Source organism: Roseibium sp. FZY0029, from assembly GCF_036350355.1.
Classification (GTDB): Bacteria; Pseudomonadota; Alphaproteobacteria; order Rhizobiales; family Stappiaceae; genus Roseibium.
Genome location: NZ_JAZDVZ010000007.1, coordinates 264,112 through 278,838, shown reverse-complemented (window position 1 = coordinate 278,838; position 14,727 = coordinate 264,112). Strand labels below are relative to the sequence as shown.

The 14,727-nt window shown below is 59.9% G+C and carries 13 protein-coding genes; 10 read left to right on the top strand and 3 right to left on the bottom strand.

Annotated elements, in window-relative coordinates; all coding sequences use genetic code 11:
* Window positions 1–5: 5 nt before the first annotated feature.
* The 8 genes from V1T76_RS20880 (at window position 6) to V1T76_RS20845 (ending at window position 8,725) form a co-directional block, all read left to right on the top strand.
* A complete protein-coding gene (locus V1T76_RS20880; protein WP_330562604.1) occupies window positions 6–959 on the top strand; it encodes a branched-chain amino acid ABC transporter permease in 954 nt (317 codons plus the stop codon).
* Window positions 960–972: 13 nt separating this feature from the next.
* Window positions 973–2,049, top strand: coding sequence for a branched-chain amino acid ABC transporter permease (locus tag V1T76_RS20875; protein ID WP_330562603.1), 1,077 nt, complete (start codon window positions 973–975; stop codon window positions 2,047–2,049).
* A gap of 104 nt (window positions 2,050–2,153) precedes the next feature.
* Window positions 2,154–3,485: an ABC transporter substrate-binding protein gene (locus V1T76_RS20870; protein ID WP_330562602.1), complete on the top strand. Its 1,332-nt coding sequence runs from the start codon at window positions 2,154–2,156 to the stop codon at window positions 3,483–3,485.
* A 61-nt stretch (window positions 3,486–3,546) separates the two neighbouring features.
* Window positions 3,547–4,401, top strand: coding sequence for an ABC transporter ATP-binding protein (locus tag V1T76_RS20865; protein WP_330562601.1), 855 nt, complete (start codon window positions 3,547–3,549; stop codon window positions 4,399–4,401).
* Between the two features lie 40 nt (window positions 4,402–4,441).
* Window positions 4,442–5,680, top strand: a complete 1,239-nt coding sequence (locus tag V1T76_RS20860) for a phenylacetate--CoA ligase family protein (RefSeq protein WP_330562600.1) — start codon at window positions 4,442–4,444, stop codon at window positions 5,678–5,680.
* Between the two features lie 297 nt (window positions 5,681–5,977).
* Window positions 5,978–7,057, top strand: a complete 1,080-nt coding sequence (hemH, locus tag V1T76_RS20855; RefSeq protein ID WP_330562599.1) for a ferrochelatase — start codon at window positions 5,978–5,980, stop codon at window positions 7,055–7,057.
* Between the two features lie 232 nt (window positions 7,058–7,289).
* Window positions 7,290–8,273, top strand: a complete 984-nt coding sequence (locus tag V1T76_RS20850; protein ID WP_442970157.1) for an SPFH domain-containing protein — start codon at window positions 7,290–7,292, stop codon at window positions 8,271–8,273.
* Window positions 8,270–8,725: an NfeD family protein gene (locus tag V1T76_RS20845; protein ID WP_330562597.1), complete on the top strand. Its 456-nt coding sequence runs from the start codon at window positions 8,270–8,272 to the stop codon at window positions 8,723–8,725. The genes V1T76_RS20850 and V1T76_RS20845 overlap by 4 nt, the downstream gene beginning before the upstream one ends.
* Before the next feature lie 61 nt (window positions 8,726–8,786).
* On the opposite strand, the gene V1T76_RS20840 is transcribed toward V1T76_RS20845, so the two are convergent.
* The 3 genes from V1T76_RS20840 to V1T76_RS20830 form a co-directional block, all read right to left on the bottom strand.
* A complete protein-coding gene (locus V1T76_RS20840) occupies window positions 8,787–9,644 on the bottom strand; it encodes a flagellar motor protein MotB (protein WP_330562596.1) in 858 nt (285 codons plus the stop codon).
* Window positions 9,645–9,771: 127 nt separating this feature from the next.
* Window positions 9,772–10,539 carry a motility protein A gene (locus V1T76_RS20835; RefSeq protein ID WP_006932237.1) on the bottom strand — a complete coding sequence of 256 codons (768 nt, stop codon included), beginning with the start codon at window positions 10,537–10,539 and terminating at the stop codon, window positions 9,772–9,774.
* 156 nt (window positions 10,540–10,695) lie between these two features.
* Entirely contained in the window at window positions 10,696–11,709 is a 1,014-nt protein-coding gene (locus V1T76_RS20830; RefSeq protein WP_330562595.1) for a KpsF/GutQ family sugar-phosphate isomerase, read from the bottom strand.
* 205 nt (window positions 11,710–11,914) lie between these two features.
* Between V1T76_RS20830 and V1T76_RS20825 the strand changes: the two genes are divergently transcribed.
* Window positions 11,915–13,378 carry an outer membrane beta-barrel protein gene (locus V1T76_RS20825; RefSeq protein WP_330562594.1) on the top strand — a complete coding sequence of 488 codons (1,464 nt, stop codon included), beginning with the start codon at window positions 11,915–11,917 and terminating at the stop codon, window positions 13,376–13,378.
* Between the two features lie 76 nt (window positions 13,379–13,454).
* Window positions 13,455–14,726, top strand: a complete 1,272-nt coding sequence (locus V1T76_RS20820) for a lytic murein transglycosylase (protein ID WP_330562593.1) — start codon at window positions 13,455–13,457, stop codon at window positions 14,724–14,726.
* Window position 14,727 lies beyond the last annotated feature (1 nt).

Genomic DNA, 14,727 nt, shown 5'->3' with positions numbered 1-14,727 from the left:
GAACCATGCTCTACGATATTTTCATCGATCCCTTCGTACAGATGTACCAGATGCCGGATTTCTTCCTGCAGGTCCTGTGGGAAGGTTTTGTCGCCGGAATTCTCTATGCGCTGATCGCGCTCGGTTTCGTACTGATCTTCAAGGCGTCCGGGGTGTTCAACTTCGCCCAGGGCATCATGGTGGTGTTCGCAGGCCTGACACTGGTCGGCCTCAACGAAAACGGTGTGCCCGCCTATCTGGCGCTGATCCTGACCATCGGGGTGATGGGGGTTCTGGCCTATGGCGTTGAACGGGTGGTCATGCGGCCTCTGGTGAACCAGCCGGAAATCATCCTCCTGATGGCCACTATCGGCCTCACATACTTCCTCGTCGGTTTTGGCGAATTCGTCTTCGGCGGCGAACCGAAGCAGATGATCACCGAACAACTGGGGCTGCCGACAGGGTCAACGGCCTTCGAATTCGGCGATCGGGGTCTCGTCATCCTGCAGCACATCGACATTGCCGCAGCCGTGATCGCGGTGGTGATGGTGACGGCGCTCGGCCTCTTCTTCAACAAGACGCGGATCGGCCGCGCCCTGCGGGCCGTGGCGGATGACCACCAGGCCGCGCTTTCCGTCGGCATCTCTCTCAACCAGATCTGGGCTATCGTCTGGTTCGCAGCCGGCCTCGTCGCGCTGGCGACAGGCATCATGTGGGGGGCGCGCTCCGACGTGTCCTTCGCGCTGGAAATCGTTGCGTTCAAGGCCTTGCCGGTGCTGATCCTCGGCGGCTTCACGTCGATCCCGGGCGCCATCGTCGGTGGTCTGATCATCGGCTTCGGCGAGAAGATCGGCGAACTCTACTGGGGCGGTCTTGTCGGTGGCGGGATCGAATCCTGGCTCGCCTACATCATCGCCCTGATCTTCCTTCTGTTCCGGCCACAGGGCCTCTTCGGCGAACGTATCATCGAGCGGATCTAGGGATTTCTGACCCATGTTTTATCGCGAAGCTGGCCAATTCAAGACGAGTTACAAGGCGGATCAGGCGCTGTTCCCGATCCTCCAGGACCGCGTCGGCCTGGCCGTTATTCTCATCACCGCATTTGCCGTCATTCCGGCCCTTGCCAATGACTTCTTCCTGACATCCATCATGATCCCGTTCCTGGTGTTCTCCCTGGCGGCAATCGGGTTGAATATCCTGACCGGCTTCTGCGGGCAGCTGTCGCTTGGAACCGGGGCGTTCATGGGCGTTGGTGCTTATGCCGCCTACAAGCTGACGTCGATCTTTCCCGATGCCAATGTCATCGTGATGGTGCTTCTGTCCGGGGTGTTCTCGGCTGCCATCGGCGCGGTCTTCGGTCTTCCGAGCCTGCGCATCAAGGGACTTTATCTGGCGGTCACGACGCTTGCGGCCCAGTTCTTCCTGGAATGGTGCTTCATCCGCATTCCGTGGCTCTACAACTACAACGCCTCTGGCGCAATCGAAGTGCCGCGCCGCGAAGTCTTCGGCATCATCGCCACAGGGGCCGAGGCAACGCCGCTTGCGCGTTACTTCATCGTTCTCGGGATCACGGTTCTGATCGCGTTCCTGATGGCGAACGTCCTGCGCGGCCGCATCGGCCGGTCGTGGATGATGATCCGGGACATGGACATTGCAGCCGAACTGATGGGCATCCGTCCGCTGCAGACCAAGCTGATGGCCTTTGCCGTGTCGTCCTATATCTGCGGTGTTGCCGGTGCGATGATGGTGTTTTTCTGGCTGAATGCGGCCGAGCCGTCGTCCTATTCCATCCGGCTGTCCTTCCAGGTGCTGTTCATGGTCATCCTGGGCGGTCTCGGCAGTCTCGGCGGGGCCTTCATGGGGGCTGCCTTCATCTGGATCCTGCCGGTCGTTCTGAAATTCGTACCGGGCCTCCTCGGCTTCGACCTGGCCGCGGAAACAGTGGAACACGCGACCTTCATGATCGTCGGTGCGCTCATCATTTTCTTCCTGATCGTCGAACCGCACGGCTTTGCGCGGCTCTGGCAGATCGCGAAGCAGAAGCTCAGGGTCTGGCCGTTCCCTTACTAGGGACTGCCAGCCTTTTCGCCCGCCATCCGGACATGGACCGATCCGGTGAGGAATGGCGTAACCGGTCCGGCGGTATTCCTTTCGATGCCGCGTGGGAGGAGAATATGAAAAGCATTAAGCAATTCGCGCTGGGAACCGCTGTTGCGCTTGGGGTCGGTTTTTCCGGCGCCATGACGACCGCGGTCCAGGCAGAAGATGCCAACTATGTGCCGCTTCTGACGTACCGGACCGGGCCTTACGCCGGCTCCGGCATCCACATCGCCAACGGCATGCATGACTATCTGCAGATGCTGAACGAGCGCGACGGCGGCATCGGTGGCGTCAAACTGGCGCTGGAAGAGTGTGAAACCGGTTACAACGCCCAGAAGGGCGTCGAGTGCTACGAAGCCACGAAAGGCAAGGGCGCGCTGGTCTATAACCCGTATTCCACCGGCATCACGCTGCAGCTGATTCCAAAGGCGGGTGTTGACAAGATCCCGGTTCTTTCAATGGGCTATGGCCTCTCGGCCGCCGCTGTCGGCTCCACGTTCCCTTGGATCTTCAACGTGCCGGACACCTATTGGGACGGGGCTTCCGTGGTCATCAAGTACATCGGTGAGCAGGAAGGTGGCCTTGAAAATCTCAAGGGCAAGAAGATCGGTTACATCTTCCTCGACGCCGGTTATGGCCGTGAGCCCCTGCCGCTTCTGGAACAGCTTGCTGAAAAATACGGCTTCGAGCTGCTGCAGTATCCGGTTCCGGGTGCGGAAATGCAGAACCAGTCTTCACAGTGGCTCAACGTTCGCCGCGATCGTCCGGACTACATGGTCATGTGGGGCTGGGGGGCGATGAACCCGACGGCCGTCAAGGAAGCCGTCAAGATCCGCTTCCCGATGGACAAGTTCATCGGTGTGTGGTGGTCCGCGGGTGACGACGATGCTTCTGCTGGTGGCGAAGGCGCGAAGGGCTACAAGGCTCTGAACTTCTCCGGTGTCGGTGCCGATTTCCCGGCTCTCGACGACATCAAGAAACATGTCGTCGATGCCGGCAAGTCCTCCACGGATGCAAGCACCATCGGCAGCACGCTTTACAACCGCGGCGTCCTGAACTCGGTCATCATCGCGGAGGGTATTCGCACCGCGCAGGAACTGACCGGCAAGAAGGTCATCACGGGCGAAGACATGCGTCTTGGTCTGGAAGCTCTCAACCTGGACGAAGCCCGTCTGGCTGAGCTCGGTCTGAAGGGCTTTGCCCATCCGATGAAAGTGACCTGCGAAGACCATGCTGGCAGCCATCCGGTGTTCATCCAGGAGTGGGACGGCAAGAAGTGGCGTCAGGCTTCCGACTGGATCGAGCCGATGACCGATGTGGTCCGTCCGCTGCTGGAAGCAGCCGCTGCGGAATATGCAGAAAAGAACGCGCCGTGGCCGGCGCGCACCGAACCCTGCCCGAACTGATAGGCAGTCCGCTCCGCCGCGCCGCATCAACGTGCGGCGGAGCTTCCAGGGAGAAGAGGGAATGGCATTGCTGGATGTAGAACAGCCCGGTTCGCAGGGCGCCCGGGACGCTGCCGGGACAATCCTGTCGGTCAACAATATCGAGGTCATCTACGACCACGTGATCCTGGTGCTGAAGGGTGTTTCGCTGACGATCCCCAAGGGCGGGATCGTGGCGCTGCTCGGCGCGAACGGCGCAGGCAAGACGACCACGCTGAAAGCGATTTCGAACCTGCTGGGTGCCGAACGCGGCGAAGTGACCAAAGGCAAGATCGTGTTCGAGGGTGAAGAAGTTCAGGCTCTGTCGCCCAACGATCTGGTTCGACGGGGATGCATCCAGGTGATGGAAGGGCGGCATTGTTTCGGCCATCTGTCCATTGAAGAGAATTTGCTGACGGGCGCCTACACCCGCAAGGACGGGTATAGCGCCGTGAAGGCGGACCTTGAGATGGTCTACAATTATTTTCCGCGTCTGCGCGAGCGGCGTGGCAGCCAGGCCGGGTACACTTCCGGCGGCGAACAGCAGATGTGCGCCATCGGCCGCGCCCTGATGAGCCGGCCGAAGATGATCCTGCTGGATGAGCCGAGCATGGGGCTGGCACCCCAGCTCGTGGAGGAAATCTTCGAGATCGTTCGCCAGCTCAACGACAAGGAAGGCGTATCCTTCCTGCTTGCCGAACAGAATACCAACGTGGCGCTGAAATACGCGACCTACGGCTACATCCTGGAATCCGGCCGCATTGTGCTCGACGGCGATGCCAAGGCATTGCGGGAGAACGAGGACGTCAAGGAATTCTATCTGGGCGTTGGCGGCGAAGGCCGCCGCTCGTTCCGGAATGTCAAACATTACAAGCGAAGGAAGCGCTGGCTGGCCTGACGGGGTTTCAGACACAGGGCCGAAACAGGCGGAGACGACCATGAGCGACATTCAGTTTGACGCGCGCGAGCGGCAAGACGCCGCTCTGCGCGAACGGGATCTTTTTGCCCGATTGCCGGACCTTCTGGCCCATGCCACCGGTAAATCCGCCGGGTGGGCCGCGCATCTGGACGGGTGTGAACTTGCTGCCGTTACCGACCGGGCTGCGCTTGCCGGTCTGCCGGTTCTGCGCAAGTCGGAGCTTCTGGAAAAGCAGCGGGCGCAGCCGCCCTTTGGTGGCTTTCTGGCAGGTGAGCTGTCGGGCGCGGCCCGGGTCTTCATGTCGCCGGGGCCGATCTGGGAGCCGCAAGCGCCCGGGCTCGACCCGTGGAACGGAGCCCGTAGTCTGTTCGCGGCTGGATTCCGCAAGGGCGATGTGGTTCTCAATGCCTTTTCCTATCACCTGACGCCCGGTGGTTTCATTCTGGACCAGGGCGCGATTGCGCTCGGATGCACGGTGTTTCCCGCCGGTGTTGGCAATACGGACAGTCAGGTCGAAGCGATCGAGGTGCTCAAACCGTCCGGTTTCGTTGGCACGCCAGACTATCTGAAGATTCTCCTCGATCGTGGCCGGGACCAGGGCCGGGATGTTTCCTCCATCAAGAAGGCCCTGGTCTCGGGTGGGGCGCTGTTCCCGTCCTTGCGTGAGGAATACGAGGCTGGTGGCATCCGTGTCGGCCAATGCTATGCGACCGCGGATCTTGGCGTCATCGCCTATGAGACGGAAGCGAAGGAAGGCATGGTCGTCAACGAGGATTACATCGTCGAGATCGTGCGGCCTGGAACCGGCGAGCCAGTCGCAGATGGCGAGGTAGGCGAACTGGTGGTCACCAACTTCAACAGCCTCTATCCGATGATCCGCTTTGCCACCGGCGATCTCTCCAAGATCATCCCTGGACAATCGCCGTGCGGGCGCACCAACATGCGGCTTGCGGGCTGGATGGGGCGGGCGGACCAGCGCACAAAGGTCAAGGGCATGTTCGTTGACCCGGCACAGATCGCGCAAATCGTCGCGGCGCATCCGGAAATCAGCAAGGCCCGTCTTGCCGTCAGCCGCGTTGGCGAGGCCGACGCCATGACCCTGACAGTGGAAACCGAAGCTGCCGGCAATGGCTTGCCGGAACGGGTCGCGGAAACATTGCGCGAGGTGACCCATCTCAAGGGAGATGTTCTGACGGTTGCTCCGGGAGCGTTGCCGAATGACGGCAAGGTGATTGCCGATGAACGGGAATATGGCTGAGGCTTGGAGCAACGCACAGACGTGCCTCCGGAGTTGATGCAAATTTCAGTCCCGTTCTGAGGAAGCGCGCTTGCGCTGTCTCGAAGGGCGGGCGGCATACATCGGACCAAGTTGCCATTCTTCGAGACGGGCTTGGCGGGCCTTCTCTGGGAGGTCTTTGCCTGTTGATTTTCCATCAGACTTTCCGGTGATCTGCAACCGCGGCTCTGCGTATGACAAATGCCGCATTGGCCCAGCCCCCTGCTTGGCCTATGTATGGCGTCAGACAGACAGACCGTTTTAGGACTTATCCCGCAGATGACCGTTCAACCGACCGCGCCGATCGCAGCCGACCAAGAAGCCGCATTCAGAAAACTTGCCCTGCCGAAAGACCACCCTTCGGTCAAGAGCGGCAAGGTCGGCGTGCTTCTGGTCAACCTGGGCACACCGGATGGCACGGATTATTGGCCGATGCGCCGGTACCTGCGCGAATTCCTGTCGGACAAACGCGTCATCGAATGGCCGCGGGCAATCTGGTATCCGATCCTCTATGGCATTGTTCTGATGACCCGGCCGGGCAAATCCGGCAAGGCCTACGAAGAAATCTGGAACAAGGAAAAGGACGAGTCGCCCCTGCGCACGATCACGCGCAGCCAGTCGGACAAGCTGGCCGAGATGATGGGGGATTCGGACGGACGGCTGAAAATCGATTGGGCGATGCGCTACGGCCAGCCGTCAATTCCGGACCGGCTGAAGGCGCTGAAGGACGAAGGCTGCGACAGGATCCTGATCTTCCCGCTTTACCCTCAGTATTCGGCAACCACCACGGCGACGGTCAATGACGTTGTCTGCCAGACGCTGTTGAAGATGCGCTGGCAGCCTGCGATCCGTACCGTGCCGCCCTATCATGACGACCCGGTCTATGTGACCGCTCTCGCAAAATCAGTAGAGCGGCATCTTGAAAGCCTCGATTTCAAGCCGGATGTGGTGCTGACTTCCTACCACGGCATTCCGCAGTCCTATTTCAAACGCGGCGATCCCTATCACTGCCATTGCATGAAGACGACGCGACTGATGCGCGAAGTTCTCGGCTGGGATGCAGAGAAACTTCGGGTCACGTTCCAATCCAGGTTCGGACCGGAAGAATGGCTGCAGCCCTACACGGACAAGACCGTCGAGCAATTGGCCAAGGACGGCGTCAAAAACGTTGCGGTGATGAACCCGGGCTTTGTCGCCGATTGCCTTGAAACGCTCGAAGAAATTGCCGGTGAAGCCGGGGAGATCTTCGAAGAAAGCGGCGGCGAGCATTTCAGCCACATCCCCTGTCTGAACGACAGCGATCTTGGCATGGACGTGCTGGCCCACATTGTTCGGCGCGAACTCGGCGGCTGGATCTGACCCGCCGCCCATCCACAGGCGTTTAACCTTGCCAGTGGAAAAAACTCGTAAATTTCCGCAGCCCTGCCCATAAGTCATGTGACTGTTCCGCGAACGCCTTAGGTGTTCGCTGGAGCGGGGCGGCGTCTGTGCGTGCGCATGGGTTCAAGGCTGCAAATGCTCTGGCAACGCCTTGAAGTTCGTCGCATAGTGACAGCGCTTTTTTGGAAAATTACGGGAGACGTATATGCCAATCGCGGGATTTGACATTTTCCTGATCGGCCTTGTCGTGCTGGTCATTCTGGTCTTTTTCGCCGGCGTCAAGACGGTGCCGCAGGGCTACAATTATACGGTCGAACGTTTTGGCAAGTACCGGAAGACGCTGACGCCGGGTCTGAACTTCATCATCCCGTTCATCGACAGGATCGGCCACAAGCTCAACATGATGGAGCAGGTGCTGGACGTTCCGACGCAGGAAGTGATCACCCGCGACAATGCGACGGTGAGCGCTGACGGGGTCACCTTCTACCAGGTGCTTGATGCTGCTCGTGCTGCCTACGAGGTGCTTGGCCTTCAAAACGCCATTTTAAACCTGACCATGACCAACATCCGCTCGGTCATGGGGTCGATGGATCTCGATAACCTTCTGTCCAACCGCGACGAAATCAACGCCCAGATCCTGCGCGTCGTCGATGCAGCGGCAGAGCCCTGGGGCATCAAGATCACCCGTATCGAAATCAAGGACATCAATCCGCCGCGCGATCTGGTGGATGCCATGGCCCGGCAGATGAAGGCGGAACGCGAGAAACGCGCTTACATCCTCGAGGCCGAAGGCAAGCGTCAGTCGGAAATCCTGAAAGCGGAAGGCCAGAAACAGTCGCTTATCCTGGAGGCCGAAGGCCGCCGTGAATCCGCTTTCCGCGATGCGGAAGCCCGCGAACGCGAGGCGGAAGCGGAAGCCAAGGCAACGCAGCTGGTGAGTGCGGCCATCGCCTCCGGTGACGTCCAGGCCATCAATTATTTCGTTGCCAACAAATACGTTGAAGCGTTCAAGGAACTGGCAACCTCGCGCAATCAGAAGACACTCATTCTCCCGATGGAAGCGACCTCGCTGCTGGGGGCCTTGAGCGGTATCGGCGCCATTGCCAAGGAAGCGTTCGGTGAAGACGGATCTTCCAAACGGTCGTCCGCGCGCATTCCCAATACAAGCAGTGATCAGGGAGAGGAGAACCGGTGAGCCTGATTGAAAGTACGATCGCGGCCCTGGGGCCCTGGAGCTGGTTCGTTCTGGGGCTCTTGCTGCTGGGGCTGGAAATACTCGCGCCCGGCACGATCTTCCTGTGGTTCGGCCTGTCGGCGCTGGTCGTCGGCGTCGTAGCTCTGTTGTTCGACTTCGCCTGGCAGGTGGATGTCGGGCTGTTCCTCGTGCTGTCACTCGTCAGCCTGCTGATCGGACGCCGTCTGATGCTGAAACTTGCGTCGGAGAAGGGAGATCCGGGCTTAAACCAGCGCGGCAGCCGTTATGTCGGCCGGGAATTCACCCTTGCCGCTCCGCTGAGAGAGGGCGCCGGCAACCTTTCCATCGATGACACCATCTGGCGTATCACCGGACCCGATCTGCCTGCGGGCACGAAGGTGCGTGTCGATGCAATCGATGGTGCGCGGCTGGTTGTCTCCAAGGTCAGCTAGATCACACTTGCTATCTTGGCAAGCGCGTTCTTTCCGCGACGGTGTTGCCTGTGTCGTGGGGCTAAAGTTTGTGCCCCGCGGGCAGCGGCGGTTCTTCAGCCTTGAGCAGAATGCCGATCCTGCGGTTTGCCGCAAGATAGGGGTCGTTGGGAAACAGGGGTTCCGTGTCGGCCTTGCCGACCACAGAGTAGAACTGATTGTCCGGCACACCGTATTCGGACAGGATCTGCCGGGCGATGTTGGCGCGTTCGCTGGACAATTCCCAGCCGGTATAACTCGGGTCAATCGACTGGCGACCGGCGGTCGTGTGACCGGTGATTTCGATGCGATTGGGCATCTGTGACAGCACCGGTGCCATCTTGGCGATCAGGCGGCGGGTCGTTTCGTAAGGATATTTCGAGCCTTCCCGGAACATCGAGCGCCCGTCCTGATCGACGAGCATGATGTTCAGGCCATCTTCGGTTTCTTCCAGAATGATGTTGCTGGAAATCTCGGTGATTTCCGGCATTTCCTGCCAGGCCTGACGCAGCGAGGCGGCGGCCGTCGCGAATTGCCGCGGCTTTTCGATATCTGCTTCCAGCGTGTCGTGCGTGTTGGCTTCCGGACCCTGTTTGCGCCTTTGTTCATGGCGCACCTGGGAGAAATCGGAGTCCATTTCCTGTTCGACCTGGCTGATATCCTTCATGTAATCGCGGATCGGAATGCCCTCGACCTCGATGATGCCGGTCTTTCGGGAGGTATCTTTCACGCCGAAGGCTTCGCGCATGGACCCGGCGACAACCTGAAGCTTTTCCTTGTCCTGAATGGAAAAGGAAATGATCAGAACGAAGAAGCACACGAGCAGGGACATCAGGTCGGCAAAGGTCACCAGCCAGTCCGGTGCACCGCCGCCGCCTTGAGGTTTCTGTTTCTTTGCCATCGCGCTGTTGTCGCTCTTTTGTCAGTTCCGGATCAGACTTGGTACGATCGATTGCGATTGAGCCCTTACCAATCGCTTCCAGGGTTGGCGAACGCTCTGCCCGGGGGCATCGGGACCCCGGACTGCTTTAGGCCGCGTCTGCCAGTTCGGCGCGCAATTTGTCCGGCAGATATGCGATCAGCATTTCCTTGATCAAGGCCGGGCTCTTGGATTCACGGATCTGGCATACACCGTCGATGATCAGTGTCTGGTTGAGATCGTCGACATCGAATTTCGCGTCCAGCTTGTCCACCAGGGGCAGACAGAGGATGTTGGAGATCAGCGCGCCGTAAAGGGTCGTCAGAAGGGCGACGGCCATGGAGGGGCCGATTGCGGCCGGGTCGTCCATGTTGGCAAGCATCTGCACCAGACCGACCAGCGTCCCGATCATGCCGAACGCCGGGGCTGAATCGCCGAGCGCCTTGAAGACACGTTTGCCTTCCGACAGGCGGGAAAGCTGCAGGTCGCGCTCGCGCTCCATCGATTCCCGGATGAACTCCAGCTCATAGCCATCCGCGATGTATTGCACGCCCTTGGCCAGCACCGGGTCCGAGACGTCCACGTTCTCCAGACCGAGCGGGCCGGATTTGCGGACGATTTCACCCAGGTTGCTGATTTCGGTAATGAGGTCGCGCGGGTTGGCGTTCTTGCCCGCAAGCGCAACCTTGAAGCCCGTGACGAATGCGGCGGCGATGTCGGAAAGCTGGAAGCGGATCAGTGTGGCGGCGAGACCGCCACCGACCACGATGAGGACCGACGGCACGTCAATGAACTGACCGAAACTGCCACCAAGAAAAATAGCGGTCGTAACGATGCCGAAGGCACCCACAATGCCGATTAATGTCGCCAGATCCATTCTGTACACGCACCAAGGTCTGCGGCGTCAAGCCGATGAAACTTCGGGGCAGTGTAAGAGGTCTATGGCTAATCAAATCCTAATGGCATGCCACTCGCAGGCCCGAAAACAATCTTTTTCGGCCTGATGCGGCAGTATTGCCGTCTCGGATGCTGCTCAGGCAGCGCCGATCCGAAGAAGATCGTGCAGATGGACGATGCCGACCGGGCGGCCGTCCTCGATCACGAACACGGATGTGATCGACAGGCTGTTGGCCAGTTCTAGGATCGAGGCCGACAGCGTGTCGGTCGAGACCGTTTTCGGTGCGCGGGTCATGATCTCGCCGGCCGATTTCGCCAGGAGATTGGAGGAAACGTGGCGGCGCAAGTCACCATCGGTGATGATGCCGATCAGCTGTTTCAGTTCGTCGACGACGCCCAGCACACCGAAACCGCGCTGGGTCATCAGGACGATGCCTTCGCTCATCGGGGTGTTCGCGGACACCAGCGGCATGCGTTCGCCGGTGTGCATGATATCTTTGGCCGTTTTCAGGCTGGCGCCAAGGCGGCCGCCCGGGTGGAAGACGCGGAAATCCTGCGCGGTGAAGCCGCGCCCTTCCAGAAGCGCCACGGCAAGGGCATCGCCGATCGCCAGCTGGATGAGGGCGGATGTCGTCGGTGCCAGGCCATGCGGGCAAGCTTCGGTGACGGCCGGAAGGTTCATGACGATATCGGCAGCGCGGCCGAGGGTGCTGTCCTTGCGCGAGGTAATCGCGACCAGGGGCACCTTGAAGCGGCGGGTGTAGCTGACGATGCCTGCAAGTTCCTGCGTTTCACCCGACCAGGAGAGCGCGATCACGACATCGCCCTCCGTGATCATGCCAAGGTCGCCGTGGCTGGCTTCACTGGCATGGACGAAGAAGGACGGCGTTCCGGTCGACGCCAGGCTGGCGGCGATCTTGGTGCCGATATGACCGCTCTTGCCGATGCCGGTGATGACAACGCGCCCCTTGCTTTTCTGAATGAGCTCGAAGGTCTTCTGGAACGGAACGGCAAGTCCGTTCTTCAGAGCTGCGCGAACGGCGCTCAGGCCGGCAATTTCCGTTTCAAGGGTCCGCTCTGCGGAGACGAGGCACAGGGACGTCATGTCAGAATTTTCTTCGGAAACCGGGTCACGCAGCACGGTGGTCATGAATATATTTCTTTTTCTTTGAAGACTGCCTAGTCTCTATGCCAGTCGCTGACGGGGATCAAGGACCCGTGATCTATTAAATGCATTAGATCAGGTGACTTTATGTAACTTTGTGTAACCTTCCAATTTGCGAAAAAGAAACGAAGGATTAACCATCCTTCGTCAGGTTGGACCCGACATACCAAGTCGACTGGTCCCGAATTTCATGCGCAGCTTTCTGCCCCTGATCACTTTTCTTGCCGTTCTGCAGGCCGTTTCCGCGGCTGCGCAGACGACGCTTGACGATTTGCGGGGATCGGACGACCCGGGCGGAGCGCAAGAATCAGTCGACCCTTCCGATCAGGCAGCGCAGGCGGCGGACCGTAATCCGACGCAGGCCAATGTCTTTTCCCTGCGCTCAACGCTGAACTCAGCCACGGCGGAAACCGGATCGAGCGGCCTTGGAACCAACGGCAGAGCGACGCCTGTCAGGCCCTTTGCCGACAGGATAACAGCGGTCGACAGGGCCGTTCCGCTTTCCGACAGCGGCATCGATGACAGCGTGTTCGGAGGCGACACCACTTTCGATGCCGTGCAGGGCATTCGGCTTGGAGCCTTTACCCTGACCCCTCAGTTGACCCTCTCGACAGGCTGGACCGACAACAGATCGCAGTCGGCAAACGGCTCGGCTGGCAAGTTCTACCGGATTTCTCCCGATGTTTCCCTGACCTCGAATTGGTCCCGGCACCAGTTGGATACGTCCCTCAGGGGCTCCTTTACCGGTTATCCCGGAGAGAGCGACGACAATGAAGCGACCGTCTTTGCGGCCACGAACCTGAGGCTCGATATCAGCGAAGCAACACAGGTCACCACCACAGTGTCCTATTCGCTCAGCCAGGAAGACGATGGCAGCGCGGAATCCGCGGCCGGAACCGACTATGATCACGAATTGTCGGGCAGTGTCAGCGGCACGCGCGCAATCGGCATCGTTGCGGCAACCGCTTCGCTTGGCGTCGACCGGAACTTCTATACATCGGAAAGCGGTTCGGAATCGGGGCGGAACAATACGCTTTATTCCGCCAGCCTGCGGCTGGACGGCAATACCGGCAGCGTGTTTTCGCCCTTCGTGGAAGGTTCATTGCTCCTGCGGCGGTATGACGACACCTGCAGCGATGCCCTGTGCGAAAAACGAAACGCCAACGGGTACCAGGTCCTGGGTGGTGTCACCATTGCGTCCGGTCCCAAGCTCACCGGTGAGCTGGGTGCGGGGTGGCGCATCGAGGACATCGAGGACGACCGGCTGGAAAATCTGTCAGGTCTGATTGCGGAGGCTTCGCTGGTCTGGTCGCCGAGCCGCCTGACGACTGTCACGGGCGGGCTTGGAACCTCTTTCGAGGCAACCGATATCGATGGCGCCAGCGGTTCGATCATCTATTCCGGCGACCTGCGCCTTGCCCACGCCTTCAGCGACCGCCTGGTCGGCGAGGCTGGTGTCGGCTACAGTTACCGGACGTATGAAGGTGTTTCGATCGAGGAGCGGACAATGACCGGTTTCGGCGGTCTGACCTTCGCGGTTACCAAAAACATCGCGGTAACAGCGGATTACACCCATCGTCGTTTCGACAGCTCGCAGCAGGGAAACGACTATTCCGAAAACGCTGTTGAAGCTGGCTTTAGATTCCGGCATTAACGTCACGGTAACCAAATTCACATCATTCATGGGGCGGGGGCAGAAACTTACGGACCTGGGCATCGAGGAGGCCCTGATGCTGAACCTTGCGCAGCTGACTGCGAACGTGAAAACAATACTGCCTCTTTCAGGACGACTGAGAACCCTTGGGCGCCGGCTGCTTGTGACAGCTGCGGCGACGGGCACTCTGCTGGCCGTTTCGCTGCCGGCGCAGGCCGATCAGGGTTTCAGCCGGTTCGTTTCCGGATTCTGGCCGACGGCCAGGGCTGCAGGCATTTCATCCCAGACCTATAACGCGGTGTTTACCGGCATGCAGCCGGACGAAGACACCTTGCGGCTGATGAGCAAGCAATCCGAGTTCGTGAAACCGATCTGGGATTACCTCGACAGCGCCGTTTCAGATACGCGGGTCGAGAAGGGCCGCGAGATGCTGAAGGAATACAGCCAGGTGCTGGCGGTCATCGAGAACCGCTACGGTGTCGATCGTGAAGCCGTGCTGGCAATCTGGGGCATGGAAACGAACTACGGCGGCTTCATGGGGCGCCACAACGTGATCCAAGCCCTGGCGACGCTGGCCTATGCGGCGCCGCGCCGGAAAAGCTTCTGGGAAAAGGAACTCGTGACCGCCCTGGGGATCGTCCAGGCAGGTCATGTGCGCTTCCAGGACATGGAAGGCTCCTGGGCCGGTGCCATGGGGCACACCCAGTTCATGCCGTCGAGCTGGAAGGCCTATGCTGCCGATTATGACGGGGACGGGCGCAGGGACATCTGGACCTCCATTCCCGATGCGCTAGCCTCTACCGCAGCCTACTTGCAAAAGCATGGCTGGCAGACAGGCAAGACCTGGGGGTACGAGGTGGCTTTGCCATCCGGGTTTGACTATCACCTGGCCGACGGTGACAAGACCCTGACACTTGGCGAATGGACCAAATACGGAATCCGCCGGTCGAACGGCAAGGATTTTCCGCGTCCTTCCGACAATGCCATCCTGGTTCTGCCGGCTGGTGCAAGCGGTCCGGCGTTCCTGATGCTGAAGAACTTCTACGTGATCAAGCGCTACAACAACGCGACAGCCTATGCGCTTGCCGTTGGGCATCTTGCAGACCGGATCATCGGCGGCGGCCCGATCGAGGGCGACTGGTCGCGTGAACATCTTCCGCTCAATCGCTCCGAAACCGCCGAACTGCAGGCGCTTTTGAACCAGCGCGGATTTTCCGTAGGCACTGCGGATGGGCGGATCGGACCTGCAACCCGCAAGGGGATCCGTGCCTATCAGCGGTCCCGCGGAATGGTTCCCGACGGCTATGCATCCGTTGTTTTGCTGGCACGGTTGAAGCTGGACGGCTAAA

Bases quoted from the DNA above. Each gene is read 5' to 3' on its own strand.
- V1T76_RS20880 (WP_330562604.1), top strand. From the start codon at position 6: ATGCTCTACGATATTTTCATCGATCCCTTCGTACAGATGTACCAGATG.
- V1T76_RS20875 (WP_330562603.1), top strand. From the start codon at position 973: ATGTTTTATCGCGAAGCTGGCCAATTCAAGACGAGTTACAAGGCGGAT.
- V1T76_RS20870 (WP_330562602.1), top strand. From the start codon at position 2,154: ATGAAAAGCATTAAGCAATTCGCGCTGGGAACCGCTGTTGCGCTTGGG.
- V1T76_RS20865 (WP_330562601.1), top strand. From the start codon at position 3,547: ATGGCATTGCTGGATGTAGAACAGCCCGGTTCGCAGGGCGCCCGGGAC.
- V1T76_RS20860 (WP_330562600.1), top strand. From the start codon at position 4,442: ATGAGCGACATTCAGTTTGACGCGCGCGAGCGGCAAGACGCCGCTCTG.
- hemH (WP_330562599.1), top strand. From the start codon at position 5,978: ATGACCGTTCAACCGACCGCGCCGATCGCAGCCGACCAAGAAGCCGCA.
- V1T76_RS20840 (WP_330562596.1), bottom strand. From the start codon at position 9,644: ATGGCAAAGAAACAGAAACCTCAAGGCGGCGGCGGTGCACCGGACTGG.
- V1T76_RS20835 (WP_006932237.1), bottom strand. From the start codon at position 10,539: ATGGATCTGGCGACATTAATCGGCATTGTGGGTGCCTTCGGCATCGTT.
- V1T76_RS20830 (WP_330562595.1), bottom strand. From the start codon at position 11,709: ATGACCACCGTGCTGCGTGACCCGGTTTCCGAAGAAAATTCTGACATG.
- V1T76_RS20825 (WP_330562594.1), top strand. From the start codon at position 11,915: ATGCGCAGCTTTCTGCCCCTGATCACTTTTCTTGCCGTTCTGCAGGCC.
- V1T76_RS20820 (WP_330562593.1), top strand. From the start codon at position 13,455: ATGCTGAACCTTGCGCAGCTGACTGCGAACGTGAAAACAATACTGCCT.